We start from the raw sequence: 18,549 nt of genomic DNA, 5'->3' as shown, positions 1-18,549 counted from the left end.
GTGTGCAGATGGGAATTAGTAGCCGTTTTACAGTAGGTGTTCATATGTTAACGTTACTTGCGATCGATCGAAACTCTCGCTGTACCTCTGAATGGATTGCTGGTAGTGTAAATACAAATCCAGTTGTGATTCGCCGAATTACAGGAATGTTGAAAAGAGCAGGTCTTGTTGATGTTCAAGCTGGAAAAGGTGGTACATCACTTGCTCGTGATTTAGATGAAATTACATTACTTGATGTATATAAAGCGGTGGAAGTAGTAGAAGAAGGACATTTATTTTCCTTCCATGAAAATCCAAATGTCGAATGTCCAGTCGGAGCGAATATTCAATCGGTATTAGAAATTATTTTAATACAAGCACAAGAAGCAATGGAGCATGTACTTGCGAATGTAACAGTACAGCAGCTTGTGACAAGCTTACAATCGAAAATACAAAAATAAACAAGCGAGCCTTTCTACATAAGGCTCGCTTGTTTATTTATCATATTATTTTCAGTATTTAATACAAATCTCCCAACAATAACAGCAACGATACCACTAATAATTAGGGTAACAATAAACACTCATAATTGAGATACAGCCTCTCCACCAGCGAATAAAGCTGATGCAATATTATGAGCCGGGTTAACTGGCGTATCTGTTAAATGATAGGAATTAACACCGAATATCGGTGCTAATAAGAGCGTGGCATGAGTAATAAGCAGATAAGATAAGCTAAAAATCCTGTTCCAAAGCATAAGAACGCAATAACCCAGAGGATACGAATCATACTAGAGCTTATATCAAAATATCCACCTAAGCCCCCACATACACCGAATAGCATTTTATCAGTTTCAGACTTACGTAACTGTTTTGCCACTATACGCTCCTCTCCTTTCGTATGTGAATCACCTATTTTTATATATCGGTGATTCTATGTACTTTTATTGTATATAATATAGAGGGACAATTCAATTATATGAAATAAAAACGCGATATATATGTATCTCATACTAAATGAAGTAAAATTGTTTTCGTTTTCAGTTGATTATACGACTGGAAGGGATGTTACATTGACAGTTCCTATTTATAGGTATGTCATTCCAATCCCATTGTTAGATCAGAAAGATGTAAAAGTTGCATTGAGAACTGATAGTGTTACATGAAGAATATAAATTGCATACAAATGTGTATTCGCACACAAAATGTAGCCTATTTTCATTCACCACTCGTGCGCTTTGTTCATACAATATCTTGACTAAATAAAACACCCAACTTACACATGTACAGCTCTGGCTTAAGCAAGGAGGGTTATACCAGTTGAAGGATAAAGCGTATCAATCTAAACCGTTACTCACAAAGAGAGAGAGAGAAGTATTTGAATTATTAGTTCAAGATAAAACAACAAAAGAAATTGCAAGTGAACTATTTATTAGTGAAAAGACCGTACGCAACCATATATCAAATGCAATGCAAAAGCTAGGGGTTAAAGGACGCTCGCAAGCGGTTGTTGAGCTTCTTCGTATGGGAGAACTCGAGTTGTAATAGGTGAAGCCGATCTTTTTTAAAGGTCGGCTATTTTTTCTGTCTTGCAAATTGCGAAAAAAAGGAGCAAAATAAAAAAGGTCCTGGTCTATACAGGTACATATGAAAAATTGTGAACAGAGGTACTTTGTGAAATGAAATCGTAAAGTATATAGAATATATAAATAGAGAAACAGATGATGAATAAGAAATAGGTGATTATGTTGAATAGAGCGATTGGTGTCATTGATTCAGGAGTTGGTGGATTAACAGTAGCGAAGGAGTTAATTCGTCAGCTGCCGAAAGAGCGTATTATATATTTAGGAGACACAGCGAGATGTCCGTATGGCCCGCGCTCGCGTGAGGAAGTGCGTCAATTTACATGGGAAATGACGGAATATTTGCTAGCATTAAATATTAAAATGTTAGTGATTGCATGTAATACAGCTACAGCAGTTGTGCTGGAAGAAATGCAAAAACAATTACCAATTCCAGTTGTTGGTGTAATTCATCCGGGATCACGTACAGCTTTAAAAGTGACGAATACGTGCCATGTTGGGGTGATCGGCACGATTGGAACGGTAAAAAGCGGTGCGTATGAAGACGCATTAAAATCTATTAATAATCGGGTGATGGTAGAGAGTTTAGCTTGCCCGCCGTTTGTCGAACTTGTAGAAAGCGGGAATTTTGAAAGTGAAATGGCATATGAGGTTGTAAGAGAAACATTACAACCATTAAAGCATACTGAAATTGATACATTAATTTTAGGATGTACACATTATCCAATTTTAGGTCCGGTTATTAAGCGGGTAATGGGTGAGAAAGTACAGTTAATTAGTTCCGGAGACGAAACAGCGCGTGAAGTGAGTACCATTTTATATCATAGTAAGATGTTAAATGAGGGTGAAGAACAAAGTGACCACCTATTTTTAACGACAGGTAAAATAGATTTATTTAAAGAGATTGCATCTAAATGGTTTGGACAACCGATTGAGAATGTGAAACATATTGAGTTGGAAACAAAATAATAAATAGGTTCGTATAAAAACTCCTGATTTTGTTCAGGAGTTTTTATATTGGATCGATAATGATAAGAGAAGTTGTGATTGCGTGTTCTAAAAGATAACAGGCTTGTATACATATAGTACAAACTTAGATTTTAGGGGGAATTAGTATGCCAAAATCCACTTTCAAATGGCTTGCTTGTGTTACGGTAAGCACAGCATTGTTATCTGGGTGTGGTTTGCTAAATAAGGAGAACGAAATAGAACAGATTGATCCGCCAAAGAAAGTTTCCTACACAGACGGAGGAAAGAAAGAAGTAACAATGAAAGAAAAGCAAGGACAAACTATACAAAGAGAATTGTACCTTGTTGATAAAAATGGTTATGTCGTACCACAAACTTTAGCGTTGCCTATTCCAAAACAAAGTGAAGTTGTGAAACAAACGTTAGAATATCTTGTGAAGGATGGTCCAGTAGAAAATATATTACCAAATGGATTTCGAGCAGTTTTACCAGCAGACACAACTATGACAGTTGATTTGAAAAAAGATGGGACAGCGGTTATTGATTTTTCAAAGGAAATGCAAAACTATAAAAAAGAAGAAGAACGTCAAATCGTTGAATCCGTTGCATGGACGTTGACGCAATTTAAAGATATTAAACAGGTGAAGTTTCAAATGAACGGAGAGAAATTAACAAAGATGCCTGTTGGAGGAACCCCGCTTGGTGAGAGTGTGAGCCGTGCTGACGGTATTAATTTTGATGATGAACAAATAACAGATGTAACGAATACAAAGCCTGTGACACTTTATTTTATGGCGCAAAATAATAAAAGGCAGTACTATGTACCAGTAACGCGCCGCGTTGCGGAAGAGAAAGAAAATGAAGTGGAAACGATAATCAATGAACTTGTGAAAGGACCATCGCATTCTTCCTTGTTAAATGACTTTAATCCTGGGGTAAAACTCGTTAGTGAACCGAAAATACAAGATGGAAAGGTGACGTTAAACTTTAACGAAAATATATATGCAAATAAAGATAAAAATATGATTTCGAACTATGTGTTGCAGTCTCTCGTTTTATCTTTAACGGAAAAGCAAGGGGTAAAGAATGTATCTGTTGAAGTAAATGGGAAAGCCAATCTTATGAATGAAGAAGGAGAAAAATTAATAAAACCTGTTCAACGACCACAAAACGTGAATACTGGTAGTTTTTAATCATCAATAATTTGATATACTTATGTAAGAAAGGGGAATGTCTTTTTTGAATTCCCCTTCTTCTATTGTTATACATATCCTACATTTAAATTTGGCTATACTAACAAATAGTAGTTATGAGGGGGTTATTTTATGCGAGTAGATGGTAGAGAAGTAAGAGAATTACGCCATGTACATATTCATACAAATTATTTAAAACATCCAGAAGGTTCTGTGTTAATTGAAGTTGGAGATACGAAGGTGATTTGTTCGGCGACGGTTGAAGAACGAGTACCTCCATTTATGCGCGGTGAAGGAAAAGGCTGGGTAACAGCGGAATATGCGATGATTCCACGTGCAACGGAACAGCGTACCATTCGTGAGTCTAGTAAAGGGAAAGTAACAGGCCGTACAATGGAAATTCAACGTCTTATTGGACGCGCGCTGCGAGCGGTTGTTGATTTAGAAGTGCTTGGAGAAAGAACAGTGTGGATTGATTGTGATGTGATTCAAGCAGATGGTGGAACGCGAACAGCATCAATTACGGGCGCATATGTCGCAATGGTATTGGCATTTGAAAAGTTATTACAAGCAGAAAAAGTGACGAAAATTCCAGTGAAAGATTATTTAGCTGCGACATCAGTTGGAATTTTGGAAGAACAAGGCGTTGTTCTGGATTTGAATTACGCAGAAGATTCGAAAGCAGATGTTGATATGAATGTAATTATGACAGGAAAAGGACATTTTGTTGAAGTGCAAGGGACTGGCGAAGAAGCGACATTTAGCCGCGCTCAATTAAATGAATTACTTGATGCTGCAGAACATGGAATTTTACAGCTTATTGAGAAACAAAAAGAAGCATTAGGTGATATCGTATCTCATATTGAATAGGGGTGGAAGTATGAAACAGGTTGTAATTGCAACGAAAAATATGGGGAAAGTGCGCGAATTTGCTGAGCTATTTGAGAGATTTGATTTAGAAGTAAAATCTCTTCATGATTTCCCTCATATTGAAGAAGTAGAGGAAACTGGTGAAACGTTTGAAGAAAATGCAATTTTAAAAGCGGATAGTCTTTGTAAGCAATTAAACTCAATTGTCATTGCGGATGATTCCGGTTTAATTGTGGATGCTTTACATGGAAAGCCTGGCGTACGCTCTGCACGCTATGCAGGTGAACCAAAAGATGATCAAGCGAATATTGATAAAGTATTAAGCGAATTAGAAGGCGTTTCGCTTGAAAAGCGCACAGCACGTTTTTACTGTGCATTAGCGGTTGCTTTCCCTGAAGACGATAAAGAACCGGTCATTGTAAATGGAACGTGCGAAGGGAAAATTTTAGAACAGCGCCGTGGTCACAATGGCTTCGGATACGATCCCATTTTTTATGTAGAGGAATATAAAAAGGCGATGGCTGAGCTCAATTCAGATGAGAAAAACACCATTAGTCATCGCGGACGTGCACTTCGCAAGCTAGAAGAAAAAATCCCGGAATGGTTTTTAGAGGAGTAAGGGAGAGAGACTGATGAAGGCTTTAATTGTAAGTGATAGTCATGGTTCAGTAAAAGAATTACAGCAACTAAAAGAAATGTATGAAGGAAAAGTTGATGTGATGATTCATTGCGGTGACTCTGAATTAACTTCAGAGCATCAAGATATTCAAGGATTTCAAATTGTAAAAGGAAATTGCGATTTTCATAATGATTTTGAGAATGAGATTGTTATGGATGTGAAAGGCGTTCGCTTTTTAATTGTGCATGGTCATCGTCATAATGTGAAAATGACATTACAAACATTGGCCTACTATGCAGAAGAAGTAGCAGCTAACGTTATTTGCTTTGGACATTCGCACGTTTTAGGGGCAGAAATTTATAAGGATATGTTATTTATTAATCCGGGTAGCATTTTACTGCCGCGGACTCGTAAAGAAAAAACATTTGCGTTGCTGCAAATAAATGAACAAGAGATAGAAGTTCAGTTTAAAACTTTAGAAGGACAAGTTGTTGAACAAGTAACGTTTCAAAGAGGATAAAAAATTCTTATCCTCTTTGAAAAAAAGTATTGACTTTATCTTTACGTACAAATATAATAAACATTGTCGATAAGACGTCAGCAAAAAAATAAAATATGCGGGTGTAGTTTAGTGGTAAAACAAGAGCCTTCCAAGCTCTGGTCGAGAGTTCGATTCTCTTCACCCGCTCCATGTCCCAGTAGCTCAGCTGGATAGAGCAACGGCCTTCTAAGCCGTCGGTCGGGAGTTCGAATCTCTCCTGGGACGCTATAAAAAACCTTGTTATCATTGATAACAAGGTTTTTTGTTTGTAGATTAATTATTGATAAATTTTTCAAAGATAAAGCCATAGTCTTTTATGTTGTATTGTTTTTTTTGTATCGACAAGCCAATTGAATGCAATTTGATTTATTTTTTTTAAATTGTTCTGCTAAATTTAATTGTGCGTTTGTAATACGACTAAACGTATGAGAAGCCATATTTAAACCGTTATGAGCGTATTGTAAGGTAACGTCATTTTGAGAAATGTTTTATATGAACATTTTAATTAATAAATATGTTTTTTATGAACATCAATGGAGTAATATTCATCCCCCATATGAAATTTAATTTCTACATCTAAATCGATTGTACCAGCAGTTTCAAGCATTACGTTTTTAATTGGATATTTGCTGTAACTAAATCGTTTTAACGTACGCTTTTTACTTGTAGCATTCGTCCTATCTAAATGAATTCATCCTTTGTTTGTAAAGCAATATTCATCTGATTTTGATTTGATAAGAAAATAAGTTTTTTCTCCATCCTCATGCATCACATAATCATCAGCATCGACTTTATCATAATCTTTCGGTTTGATTACAGAACCTACATCACTTAAGCCGAGAATGGTCAAGAAAAGAATGTCGATTTTGTAACTCATGTAGAGAACTACCATGAAGGGTTGTGTCCCCAAAAAATAGGTTTCACTGATGTTTTGGATAGCCTAAAGAAATTTGTTCAAGTTTTCTACTCTACCATAAATGCAAAAGTTTTCCTAACACATATTTCAATAAATCTAAAATAATAAAGTTATTTTAAAAGGATAAATATTTTGTATATATTTTACGATCTAAATGTAATTAGAATACAATTTAAATGCTTAAAAGTTAAAAATATGCAATTATTATGGAAAATACTTGAAAAATAATTTGTATTTTTGTATGATTTTGGTAAATAAACTAATAGTGTACTTTAAATAACTTAAAGTTTTACGTAAGGAGGATACATGGGAATTATAGAAAGAAAAGAGAGGGAAAAAAAGATTCGTAGGGAGGATATTCTGAAAGCGGCAGAGGCGGTTTTTTTTGCCAAAGGCTATGAAGGTGCAACGATGGATGAAATTGCAAACGTAGCGGAGTACAGTAAAAGAACTCTATATTCGTATTTTCAAAGTAAGGAGCAATTGCTTCATGGAATCATTTATAGAGCGTATCAAGCTTTAAATAGAATTGTTAGTGATACTTTAGATGAACGGGAAGATTTAAATGGAATTATGAAGCTTAAGTTATTAGGAAAGGCATATGTGCGTTTTATCCAACTTCATCCGAAGTACTTTGAGATGATTGTGTTGTATAACGGAGCGATGAGTGAGTTACCTGCGGATGATGAATTTAAAGTTATGAGCGATTTAGAGGGTGAAAAAACATTTCATTATTTAGTAAATCTTCTTCAAGAAGGTATCAAGGATTCCAGTGTTCGAGCGGATATTGATGTGACGAAAACAGCGTTTGTTCTCTATGCGAATATTATTGGGATGTCCAATTTAGCCTTAAGTAAGGAAAGTTATCTGCTTGAACATGGGGTCGAAGCGAAGGAGTTTATTGCGGAGATGTTTTATTTTCTTGAACAATCCATTGCAAATCATAACGATTGAGGTGATGAAATGGAGGCGATAAAGTTGGTTAGCAGACGGAATTTTTTAAAGGGATCTGCTGTCGTAGGAGGGCTTTTAGCAGCTGGTGGGTTTTGGAGAGCAATTGATGCAGGGGTTTTTAATTCGGGGGAAGGCCTCGCTTATTCAGCTTGGAATACAAGTGCTCAAGGGATGGAAGAAATTGTGCGTGCGGCAACGTTAGCTGCAAATTCACATAATACACAGCCATGGTGCTTTGATATTGGAGATACATATATTCATATTTTTGCGGATAAAGCTAGAAATATCGGTACAGCCGATCCATTTTTGAGAGAAATGCATGCTAGTTTAGGATGTTCTCTTGAAAATTTAGTTATCGCTGCCGCAGCCAAAGGGTATTCTTCTGAAATTGAATATTTCCCTGATTCCTCACAGAAAAATCATATAGCAAAGGTCAATCTTTCAGAAGGAAAAACTGTTCGTTCAGAACTATATGATGCCATTCCGAAAAGGCATATGAATCGGGCTCCGTATGACACGGAGCGAACTGTATCGAAACATATGCTACAATCTTTACACAAATTAAACGAGGAAAAAGAAGAAGTGAAACTATTTTTATTTGATTTGTCGTCAGATAAGAAAATGATTAGTGAAGCGATGTTTGAGGCTACAGAAGCTTTTATTGCAGATCAAGATCAAGTAAATGATGATGCGAAGTGGATGAGACAAACTTGGGATGCGATTGAAGCACATAAAGATGGTATCACTTTAGATGCACAAGGATTATCTCCATTTATGAGGGTAGTTGCCAAAATGTTGCCTCCTCTTTCAGTAGAACAGAATAATGCATTTTGGTTAAAAACAGTGAAGGAGAAACAGCTTCCTACAGCAGCAGCTTTTGGCTTTATTGCAGTGCGCGATTTGAACAATTATGAGCAAGTAATTAAAGCGGGACAATTATGGCAAAGAATCCACCTTTTTGGTACGGCAAAAGGTCTTGCGTTGCAAGTATTAAATCAATTGTCAGAGCGCCGTGATAGGGAAATTTCTTTAGGGATAGAAACTAAAATCGGTAAGAAATTAAATGGGATTATAAATGACCCAAATTGGCAAAGTGTGATTCAATTTCGTTTAGGTTATCCGACGTTACAAGGATTACCGAGTCCGCGTCGTCCTGTTTCAGAAGTTGTCATCTCACGGTAATCATGCTTTTACACGACCCATTTCAAATATGAATCGAGGTAGTAGTGAATAAACAATTTTTGAATGGAGGGAAGAGTGTGCAAGCGATTATAAAAGGGAAATGGTTCATCCTAATCGGATGGATCATTGCGCTCGCGGTGTTACTTTCTACTGCTCCTAATATGATGGATCTTGTACGAGAAAAAGGACAGTTCAAACTTCCAGATGGTTCTTTATCGAAGACAGCAGCAGATTTGTCTTTGCAAAAAAGTAAAGATGAAAACCATCAAATTGCACTCGTTTTTTATAAGAATAAGAAAATAACGGGTGAAGATGAAGATAGTATGCGGAAGGCTGTTGCGAACATAGAAAAGAAAAAAGAAGAGTTGGGGATCTCTAAAATATTACATTATTTTGATAATAGTAAGCTGAAAAGTGAAATGCTATCCAAGGATGAGAAGACTGTATTAGTGTCCCTTTCGTTTCGGGATAAGGGGTTATCTGTGGATGCTGTGAAAAAGGGATTAGATAAAGCTTTACAGGGGGTGAAGGTGAAGTATTATTATACAGGAGCTTGGGTCATCACTGACGACGTATTGAAGAGTTCTGAAGAAGGGTTAAAGAAGACAGAAGGGATTACGGTTATATTTATTCTTGTTGTTTTAATCCTTGTCTTTCGTTCAATCGTTGCCCCATTTATTCCGCTTATTACCGTTGGTTTAAGCTATTTAGGATCGCAATCGATTGTTGCATTTTTAATTGACTGGATTGACTTTCCTTTATCGACATTTACGCAAATCTTTTTAGTTGTCGTTTTATTCGGAATTGGAACGGATTATTGTATTTTACTGTTAAGTCGTTATAAAGAGGAACTTACAACTTCAGATCATGTAGCAGATGCTATTGTAAAGACATATAAAACAGCTGGAAAGACCGTTTTATATAGTGGTATAGCGGTTATGATTGGTTTTGCAACAATCGGTTTTTCTCAATTTAAGTTATATCAATCTGCTCTTGCTGTCGCAGTTGGGGTAGCTATTTTATTAATCGCTTTGTTTACCATTGTGCCGTTCTTTATGGCGGTATTAAATCAAAAATTATTTTGGCCACAGAAAGGCTCTCTAGAACATAAGGAAAGTAAAATGTGGGAATTTTTTGGCAGAGTGTCCTTAAAGCGTCCATTTTTAACGATTGTATTTTTAAGTGTTTGTATCGCGCCATTTCTTTTTTTCTACGATGGAAAGTTATCATTTAATGATATGGATGAAATTGGTGAAAAGTACGATTCCGTAAAAGGATTTCAAGTAATCTCTGATAGCTTTAGCCCAGGGAAAGTGCTTTCCTCGACAATTGTACTAAAAAATGATGAACCGATGGATAATGAAAAGTATCTTCCGTTGTTTGAAAAGGTAAGTCGAGAAGTGAGTAAAGTGAGTGGGGTAGATTATTTGCGTAGTGCGACTCGACCGGTCGGGGAAGAAATTTCAGAATTATATGTGAAAAATCAAGTGAAGATAGTAGATGAAGGGCTCCAAAAAGGAAATGAAGGTATTCAAAAAGTTGCTGGTGGATTGAAGGATGCGAGTACATCTATTTTGAATTCGAAACCGAAAGTGGAAGAGGCAGCAAGCGGGGTTACAGACCTTATTAATGGAACAGAGAAATTAAAAGGTGGTATCGGTGAATTAAGTACCAATTTAAATCTGTTGGAACAGGGAATGACAAAAGGAGTAAAAGGAACCGGTGATGTAAAGAATGGGGTTGTTGAAATAAAGAAAAATGTAGAGAAGTTATTGGAAGGAAGCCAACTGTTGCATGAAAATTATAAACGAGTTGAGGAGGGCTTATCGATTCTCGCTAGTAAGTATGAAGAGGTAGGAGCGCAGTTTGGTAAATTTTCAGGAACGTTACAAGGTGCGGATCAAAAATTTGCTGAGGTTGAAAGTAGATATTCACAACTATCTCAAGATCAACAGTTCCAAATCGCAAGAAAGATGATTCAAGAATCGAATAAAGGTGTTGGGCAACTGACAGCAGGCATGCAAGTTTTAAATAAGGAACTTAATAAAGCAACAGCAGGAGTGAAAGAGGCAAATGCGGCATTAGGAAAAGTAAAGGAAGGACAACAGCAACTTACGAATGGACTCGAAAAGGTTATTTCTAGTTTAGGTGAGCTTGAACGTGGGATGAATCAAGTGACAGATGGCCAGAAAAAAATAATACAACAATTACCACAATTTAGTACAGGGCTTGAAAAATTAAAAGATGGTCAGAAACAGATCCAATCTGGTTTTTCGAGTTTCTCTGGGCAATTACAAGATTTATCCTCTGGTTTAAAAGAGGGGGTAAATGGATTAAATCAAGTTTCTGGCGGGATACAAAATGCAGGGGAATATTTTACGGCACTTTCACAAGCACCAGATAACCAGATGGCAGGATGGTTTATACCGAATGAAGTGTTAAAGAGTAACGATTTTCAAGAAGTATTTGAAACATATATGTCACCCGATAAAAAAACTGTAACGTTCGATGTCATATTTAAATACAATCCATACTCATTAGATGCGATGAATCAAATTGTAGAAATCGAATCAGCTGTTAAGAGAGCTGTAAAAGACTCCCCCCTTGAGAATGCGAAATTAGGAATTGGTGGCGTATCGAGTTCGCAAGCTGATCTTAGAAATATATCAAATGAAGATTATAATCGAACAGTCTTGCTTATGTTAGCGGGAGTTGGATTTATTCTTCTAATCTTACTTCGTTCGATTATTATGCCATTATATCTCATTTTATCACTTGTGATTACGTATTATACGTCTATGGCCGTTTCGGAAGTTGTGTTTGTTCATCTTCTAGGTTATAGCGGAATTAACTGGGTTGTTCCATTTTTTTCATTTGTTATATTAGTTGCATTAGGAGTGGATTATAGTATCTTCCTTATGTCTCGTTTTAATGAACATCGAGATATGAAACCTGAAGAGGCAATTGTACTTGCGATGAAAAAGATGGGAACCGTAATTGTTTCAGCAGCGATTATTTTAGGTGGAACATTTGCAGCGATGATTCCATCAGGTGTACTATCTTTATTACAGATTGCAACGATTGTTTTAACTGGCTTAATGTTATATGCATTATTGTTTTTGCCGTTATTTGTTCCTGTTATGGTGAAAGTATTTGGAGAGGCGAACTGGTGGCCGTTTAAGAATGATAAATAGTATGTACTATGTGTACGCATAGTAAGACTCCCTTCGTCTTAAGATTGTAAAGAGTTCATAAATTTTAAGACGAAGGAGATATTACTCGTATAAATCGGGATTGGTGAGGGAGAGGCGAAATGATAAGTACAAGCATTGTTCATATAATTTTGTGAATATATCGATAATTTTATATAACGTTATAAATATATAAAATGATAAAAGGTGTCATTTGTGAAGAATGAAGAAATTTCACGTTTTGTTTAGAAAAATCCATAGATTTTCTAAGGCTTTGAAAGGAGGAGATAGAAGAAAAATGCACGTTGTTTTGCTTTGATATAAATATTATATTTGCTACATTTGTTTCAACTCGTATAGATATGAAAAGATTCATAAATAGAAGAACTGGAGGAGTTTTATATGACTGTATATCGATTGAGTGAGAAAGATAAAATGTCGGTTTATAAATTAATAGCAAATGTAACAGGGCATCGTGTAGAAGATTTAGATACCGATATGTATCTTGAAAGCGATTTAGGATTAGATTCTATTAAAATGATTACATTAATGAATGAGCTAATTAAGTTGATTCCACAAGAACAAGTAGAGGATTTTATGTCTAAAAATCCAATTCAAGTGCTAATGTCGTTACAAACCATTCATGACATTATAGATATTATGGTGAAGTGGAAAGCAGAACAGCATGCAACGAATGGTTTGTCCAGCAGTATAAGTTCTGTAATAGAAATAAATGATAGCGATGATAAACATAAAAAAATAGATGAACCGAACATATATGATGAGCAAACGATTGCTTCTATTTTCTCGGTTATATCGAATGTAACAGGACACAATGTTGCTGACCTAGATGTGGGTTTATATCTTGAAAGTGATTTAGGAATAGATTCTATTAAAATGATTACGTTAATGAATGAATTGATGAAATTGATTCCACAAGGACAACTACAAGATTTCACAGAGAAACATCCGGTACAATTCCTTATGAATTTACAAACAATTGGCGATATCGCATGTATTTTTACCAAATGGAAAGGTGAGTTATCAACTTCTGTTCCTTTGAATCATAATTCTGGGTATACTAACTCGGAAAAGGTGGACACACTTGAAATGATACATGCGCAATACCCATTTTTAATATCTTACTTTGCTGTCTCAACGATTACCATTTCTTCAGGGGTAAAGGTCAAAGGAAGCTTGGATACAAATCTTTTAAAGCAAGCTTGGCAGGAATTAGTAGGGCGTCATCCAATATTGCAATCTGTATTTCAGGTACAACAAGGTGCAGAAAGTTTTAAAGAGTACTGTTTAAACATTGTGAAAGAAATCGAACTTCCTGAAATCCCAGTATTAGACCTCAGACATCTTGCTGTTGACATGCAAAAGAAAGCAATCAAACATCATTTTGAAACCTCACTAAATAAAAAGATTAATATTTTTCAATGGCCATTACATTTCGTTGAAGTGATTCGAACAAGAGATGAAGAATATGAAATAGTCCTCTCAATCAATCATACAATCTCAGATGGAATAGGAAACCAACAAATAATAAGAGAACTATTAGAATTATATAGCGCTAAAGTGCATCACACGCCTAGTGGCTTAACAGAATCTATTTCGGCATCTGAATACAATCGTATCGTATCGCAAATGAATGAGTGGGTAGATGAAATAGAGCAAAAACGTCTTGAACAATTTTTGAACCATCAAGGGAGAGAGCAATACTTTTTCAATCCGTATCAAGTTGGTAAAGAAGCAATGACAAAACCGTTTGCTGGAGTAACAACGAAAACGCAAAAATTTTGGTTAGATGAAGAGTTAACAACTTCTTTAATGACTTGTGCAAAATTGCTAGAAACATCGCTGTTTACCTTATTGCTGAGCGCGTATATAAAAACGGTTAAGCAATATGACGTGGAAAATAAGAATTTGATTTTGAATATACCTACAAGTGGAAAAGTATACCCGAATGTTGATGCGACGGGAGTACTAGGAGCATTTGCACAAAATTTAGCATTGACATTTGATTATACACATACAGATTGGAAAACATTTGTCAACAAAATAGATACAGAAATGAAACGAAACGTTACATCGGGAATTGATCGAGCACAAACGTATAAAGCTGCCAAAGAAGCGAAGGAATATATTCAATTGCAGGACGGAAAGTTATCTGATACAGTGGCTCAGTTTGTTCGTTCAACGTTGAAATCAAATCTTTACTTTTCTTTTATAGGAAATACGAATCTCAAGAAAAACTATGGCGGTTTGGAAGTATATGATTATGAGGCTTATACATGTACAAATTACAGGGCAATTGATAATGTAATGGAATTATTCCATGGGAAAATTATGATTACTTCTAATTACGACGGTGATTTTTTTAATGAATCATTTATAAGAGAATATATAGATGCTTTTATTTATAACATAAAGGATCTTGTTGCATATGCGCAATCCATTCATCAAAATATACGGCAACCGATCATTATAAATGAAGATGCTGAGGTGAAGGGGGCAGTTTGTAACATTGTCGAAGAAGTATGTGCAAGACCTATTTTGTTAGGAGATATGGATAAAGATTTAGATGTGGTGTTTGGAATGGATTCTTTACAACGAATTCGTGTCATCACTCGGATAGAGAAAGAATTTGGAAATTGTGATCAAGAAAAGATATTTGGATGCAGAACGATACGTGAAATGGTTTCAATCATTAGTGAAAAAAAGGGGCGTCAGCTTGTAGAAAGTGTAGAAGTTCCATATTTTCATATTATGGAACAATGTAAACAAACACCACAAGCTATTGCTATTGAGTATGGTGACGAGAAAGTTACGTATTCTGAGCTTGATCATCTATCGAACCGTTTGGCCCATTGTTTAAGAGAGAAAGGAGTCAAGCGGGGAGACTTAATTGGAATCATGACGAATCCTGGTCCATATATGTTAATTGGAATGTTAGGGATTTTAAAATCTGGTGCTGCATATGTACCGCTTGATCCATCTTATCCGTTAAATCGCATCCATTATATTTTAAACCATGCAAAGGTCGAGATCTTGTTAAGTGAGCAAGCTTTCAAAACACAAATCTCTCAATTGCTACAGAAACAGACGTTGATGGATATAGTTGTTTATATAGATCCTTGGGAAACAGATGTACAAATGTCTTTACAACAAATAGAGAAAGAAACATGGATGAGTTATTCTCATCAAGAAATTGAGCGTATCAATCATCCGGATGATATAATGACAGTTTTATATACTTCGGGATCTACAGGTCATCCGAAAGGGGTCGTATTACAACATCGTGGCTACATGAATCGGTTAAATTGGCATCAAGATATATTTAAGTTGAAGTTAGGGGAAAGAGTTGCGCAAAAAACATCATGCTGCTTTGATGTTTCGATTTGGGAATTATTTTGGCCGCTTATGTTTGGTGGGACAGTTTGCCCTGTTCATAAAGATGTTGTAAGAAATCCATGGCGTTTGGCAAGATGGATTATAGAAACGCGAATTAGTGTTATGCATTTTGTACCATCATTATTTGGAGAATTTATCCATTCTATTGAAGATAAAGCATATCATTTCCCTAATTTACGCTGGCTCATTTTCAGCGGTGAAGCATTACCAGCTTCCGTTATTAAAAAATGGCTGCAAACATACGGGGAAAGTACAGGCTTAGCGAATCTATATGGGCCAACGGAAGCGTCAATAGATGTGACATACCATATTATTGAGGGCAATCAGATTTTGGACGGTAGTGAAAATAGTATTTTAATTGGAAAGCCTTTAAATAATGTACACGTCAAAATATTAGATGAGGATATGAGAGAAGTTCCAAAAGGCATAATTGGTGAACTTTGGATTGGTGGGATACAATTGGCAAAAGGATATTTAAATAACCCATCAAAAACAAAAGAAGCATTTAAAATGAATTTGTTTTCGGAAATTCCTGGTGATTATTTATATCGTACTGGAGACCTAGTGAAAATGCGACCTGATGGGAATTTAGAATATCATGGACGCATTGATAACCAAGTGAAAGTTAGAGGGTTTCGAGTAGAGTTAGGAGAGATAGAAGCGGTAATCCACAGTCATTCGAGTGTAAAAGAAGTTGGAGTGGTGACGCTGGATAGTCCAGAGGAACATAAACAACTCATTGCTTGTGTGGTGGGAAATTGTTTAGAGGAGCAAGAGTTAAAACGATTTATCGGTCAAAAACTCCCTTATTATATGATTCCTCATCGTATAGAATTTTTATCAAGCTTGCCTAAAAATCATAATGGGAAACTCGACCGAAAAGTGATGTTAAGTATCTTACAAACAAAGAAAAAGGAGATGCGACAAGATGTAAGTTCTGTTGTGACGGAAACAGCAATTGTTACTAAAGATGACGTTATACCGTTAAGTCCCGCACAACAGTGGTTGATGAACTATTTTGAACATCCGTATCGCTGGACGGGGTATACGAGGTTTTTATATAAACAAGATATTGATATTACTACTTTTAACAAAGCACTCAATATATTGGTAAACCGTCACGATGCTTTACGAAGCGTCGTGACGAAAGAGAATGGTGGATGGGTTCAACGTATACTTCCGCAAGGTATATCGATAAGTGCAGAAACATATGACGGAACACAAATGGATGAGAATGAACGAGAGCGATCTCTCAAAAATTTGATTGATGAAGTCATTCAAACATTTGAGATCGGAGAATGGCCGTTATTACGAGTCATTATTATGAAAGTGTCTAAATCTATATACGATATAACGGTAGTTGGCCATCATTTAATTTCTGATGTGATTACGAATCAATTGTTGTTTAAAGAAATGTGGCAAATTTATGGGCAACTTTTATCAAGTAATGAAGAAGTGAAACTGCCTACTGTAAAGTCATACAAAGAATTTGTTTTATTAGTAGAAGAGAAAAAGAAAGAGAACCTTGTAGAGTATGTGGAGTATTGGAAAGGACAATTCCCAATGCATGAACATTCCTTTTATATTCCGGCAGATTTGAATTTAGGGACAAACGATGAACAATCGACTTGTATGGAAAGTTTTTTGATAGAGAAATCAGCGACAGCTATCTTATTAGGAAAAGCAAAAGATTATTTTAAAAGTAACGTTTATTCTATGTTGCTTGCACCATTATATAAAATGCTTAGCAGTTTGTATAATCAATCAAAAGTTGTTGTAAGTCACCGGACACATGGTAGAAACGTTGAAAACCAACAAATATTTTTTGATACACCTGGTAATTTTGCTATCAATTATCCGCTAAGTATAACTATTAATAAAGAGGATACTTGGTTAGAAGTTGTCCACAATATAAAAAATAATATGAATGAAGTTCCAATGGGAGGAATTAGTTATGACCTCGTTGCGCCTTATTTACCTTCCTATATGTATCCGGATACGAAATTGACACCAATCCGAGCAAACTATTTAGGAAACCGGGATATGCCAGATTTTAAAGTGTTCGAATTTTCTAAAGAGAATATGGATCGTCGCTTTTCAATGCCGGGGCAAAAAAGAATATCTATGATTGAATTTTTCTTTTCTATTGTGGAAGGAAAATTACAAGTTTGTATTGAATATTCGAAAAATTTGTATCATTCTTCTACGATTCGAAAACTTGGTGAAGAATATATGAAACAGCTAGATATGATGCTAGCAACGATAGATACGGGAACGAAGGTAAACCAAACACCTATGGTTATGAGTAATTCTTCTGGGGAAATAAGGTTATTAGCAGATAAAGTGGCGATTGTTACAGGTGGTGGAAGAGGAATTGGGCGAGCTATTGCTATTTCAATGGCTCAGGAAGGTGCAAGTGTTGCAATTGTATCTCGAACGGAGCATCAGCTTGATGAAACAGCATGTGAAATTCGGAAGCTGGGTATAGAACCGCTTGTTATCCCGGGAGATATTGGTGAATGGAATGATGTTCAACATATTGTAAAGACGGTTAGTAAGCAATTTGGAAAAATAGATATTGTTGTAAATAATGCTGGTATTACAAAAGTAGGAAGTGTAACAGATGTTACATCTGAAGAGTGGAAAGAAATTATTCGGGTCAATGTTTTTGGAACGTACCATATGTGCAGAGCAACTATCCCATATTTAATAGAACAAAAATGCGGGAAAATCATTAATATAGGATCTGATTCCTCCTTTATTGGTTATCCGTTTATGAGTGCATATGCAGCTTCGAAACATGGTGTCCTAGGATTAACGAAATCGTTAGCGGAAGAAATGAAGCCATATAATATTCAGGTGAATGCGGTTTGTCCATCTTTAGTGAATACAGATATGGCACCGAAAGCATTTAAAAATAAAGCGATACCGCCTGAACAGGTTGCTGAAACAGTAAAGTTCTTAGCATCTGCACAATCAGATTGTATTACGGGAGAATCCATTCGAGTTTATGGGAAACAAGATATGTATTGGTTTGGATCGGAACAAATTCCGATGCTTAAAGCGATATTGAATAAATAATCTCTAAGTTTATGAGTATACGGTGTGAGAGAGGAACTTATTTGAAATAAAAGGG

General features: G+C 35.8%; 12 protein-coding genes, 2 tRNA genes and 2 pseudogenes. 13 read left to right on the top strand and 3 right to left on the bottom strand.

Features of this window, described 5'->3' with window-relative positions:
• Positions 1-8: 8 nt before the first annotated feature.
• The gene (locus tag MR056_RS07820) at positions 9-440 is read left to right on the top strand and encodes an Rrf2 family transcriptional regulator (protein ID WP_012095668.1); all 432 of its coding nucleotides are present in this window, start codon (positions 9-11) and stop codon (positions 438-440) included.
• Positions 441-454: 14 nt separating this feature from the next.
• On the opposite strand, the pseudogene MR056_RS07815 reads toward MR056_RS07820, so the two are convergent.
• Positions 455-700, bottom strand: a pseudogene (locus tag MR056_RS07815) (hypothetical protein); the annotation flags it as partial.
• On the bottom strand, positions 673-858 hold the full coding sequence (locus MR056_RS07810; protein ID WP_242136539.1) for a PspC domain-containing protein: 186 nt from the start codon (positions 856-858) through the stop codon (positions 673-675). The pseudogene MR056_RS07815 and the gene MR056_RS07810, both read right to left, overlap by 28 nt.
• Before the next feature lie 440 nt (positions 859-1,298).
• On the opposite strand from MR056_RS07810, the gene gerE reads away from it, so the two are divergent.
• The 8 genes from gerE to MR056_RS07770 all read left to right on the top strand — a co-directional run bounded on the left by gerE (position 1,299) and on the right by MR056_RS07770 (position 5,978).
• A complete protein-coding gene (gerE, locus tag MR056_RS07805) occupies positions 1,299-1,523 on the top strand; it encodes a spore germination transcription factor GerE (protein WP_012095666.1) in 225 nt (74 codons plus the stop codon).
• A 200-nt stretch (positions 1,524-1,723) separates the two neighbouring features.
• Positions 1,724-2,530, top strand: a complete 807-nt coding sequence (racE, locus tag MR056_RS07800) for a glutamate racemase (RefSeq protein ID WP_219339312.1) — start codon at positions 1,724-1,726, stop codon at positions 2,528-2,530.
• Between the two features lie 146 nt (positions 2,531-2,676).
• Positions 2,677-3,723: a GerMN domain-containing protein gene (locus tag MR056_RS07795; protein WP_012095664.1), complete on the top strand. Its 1,047-nt coding sequence runs from the start codon at positions 2,677-2,679 to the stop codon at positions 3,721-3,723.
• Positions 3,724-3,855: 132 nt separating this feature from the next.
• Positions 3,856-4,593: a ribonuclease PH gene (rph, locus tag MR056_RS07790; RefSeq protein WP_012095663.1), complete on the top strand. Its 738-nt coding sequence runs from the start codon at positions 3,856-3,858 to the stop codon at positions 4,591-4,593.
• 10 nt (positions 4,594-4,603) lie between these two features.
• Positions 4,604-5,212: an XTP/dITP diphosphatase gene (locus MR056_RS07785; RefSeq protein WP_012095662.1), complete on the top strand. Its 609-nt coding sequence runs from the start codon at positions 4,604-4,606 to the stop codon at positions 5,210-5,212.
• Positions 5,213-5,225: 13 nt separating this feature from the next.
• Positions 5,226-5,732 (top strand): metallophosphoesterase family protein, encoded by a 507-nt coding sequence (locus MR056_RS07780; RefSeq protein ID WP_012095661.1) that lies wholly within the window; start codon positions 5,226-5,228, stop codon positions 5,730-5,732.
• Positions 5,733-5,829: 97 nt separating this feature from the next.
• A tRNA-Gly gene (locus tag MR056_RS07775) sits at positions 5,830-5,903 on the top strand.
• A 1-nt stretch (position 5,904) separates the two neighbouring features.
• Positions 5,905-5,978, top strand: a tRNA-Arg gene (locus tag MR056_RS07770).
• 48 nt (positions 5,979-6,026) lie between these two features.
• Here the strand turns inward: MR056_RS07770 and MR056_RS07765 are convergent.
• A pseudogene (locus MR056_RS07765) lies at positions 6,027-6,630 on the bottom strand (PH domain-containing protein).
• 345 nt (positions 6,631-6,975) lie between these two features.
• On the opposite strand from MR056_RS07765, the gene MR056_RS07760 reads away from it, so the two are divergent.
• The 4 genes from MR056_RS07760 to MR056_RS07745 all read left to right on the top strand — a co-directional run bounded on the left by MR056_RS07760 (position 6,976) and on the right by MR056_RS07745 (position 18,494).
• On the top strand, positions 6,976-7,623 hold the full coding sequence (locus MR056_RS07760) for a TetR/AcrR family transcriptional regulator (RefSeq protein ID WP_012095660.1): 648 nt from the start codon (positions 6,976-6,978) through the stop codon (positions 7,621-7,623).
• A 9-nt stretch (positions 7,624-7,632) separates the two neighbouring features.
• Positions 7,633-8,805: an Acg family FMN-binding oxidoreductase gene (locus MR056_RS07755; protein WP_087099259.1), complete on the top strand. Its 1,173-nt coding sequence runs from the start codon at positions 7,633-7,635 to the stop codon at positions 8,803-8,805.
• Positions 8,806-8,882: 77 nt separating this feature from the next.
• Positions 8,883-11,999, top strand: coding sequence for an MMPL family transporter (locus MR056_RS07750; protein WP_048724130.1), 3,117 nt, complete (start codon positions 8,883-8,885; stop codon positions 11,997-11,999).
• Between the two features lie 399 nt (positions 12,000-12,398).
• Positions 12,399-18,494: a non-ribosomal peptide synthetase gene (locus MR056_RS07745; protein WP_210351369.1), complete on the top strand. Its 6,096-nt coding sequence runs from the start codon at positions 12,399-12,401 to the stop codon at positions 18,492-18,494.
• Positions 18,495-18,549 lie beyond the last annotated feature (55 nt).

It is taken from the genome of Bacillus cereus group sp. BfR-BA-01360 (genome assembly GCF_022663595.1).
GTDB lineage: Bacteria > Bacillota > Bacilli > Bacillales > Bacillaceae_G > Bacillus_A > Bacillus_A cytotoxicus.
This window is presented reverse-complemented; position numbering and strand designations above follow the sequence as displayed.

Excerpts from the sequence above, each read along its gene's own strand:
- MR056_RS07755 (WP_087099259.1), top strand. The coding sequence starts at position 7,633 with ATGGAGGCGATAAAGTTGGTTAGCAGACGGAATTTTTTAAAGGGATCT.
- MR056_RS07745 (WP_210351369.1), top strand. The coding sequence starts at position 12,399 with ATGACTGTATATCGATTGAGTGAGAAAGATAAAATGTCGGTTTATAAA.
- rph (WP_012095663.1), top strand. The coding sequence starts at position 3,856 with ATGCGAGTAGATGGTAGAGAAGTAAGAGAATTACGCCATGTACATATT.
- MR056_RS07780 (WP_012095661.1), top strand. The coding sequence starts at position 5,226 with ATGAAGGCTTTAATTGTAAGTGATAGTCATGGTTCAGTAAAAGAATTA.
- racE (WP_219339312.1), top strand. The coding sequence starts at position 1,724 with ATGTTGAATAGAGCGATTGGTGTCATTGATTCAGGAGTTGGTGGATTA.
- MR056_RS07820 (WP_012095668.1), top strand. The coding sequence starts at position 9 with ATGGGAATTAGTAGCCGTTTTACAGTAGGTGTTCATATGTTAACGTTA.
- MR056_RS07785 (WP_012095662.1), top strand. The coding sequence starts at position 4,604 with ATGAAACAGGTTGTAATTGCAACGAAAAATATGGGGAAAGTGCGCGAA.
- MR056_RS07795 (WP_012095664.1), top strand. The coding sequence starts at position 2,677 with ATGCCAAAATCCACTTTCAAATGGCTTGCTTGTGTTACGGTAAGCACA.
- MR056_RS07760 (WP_012095660.1), top strand. The coding sequence starts at position 6,976 with ATGGGAATTATAGAAAGAAAAGAGAGGGAAAAAAAGATTCGTAGGGAG.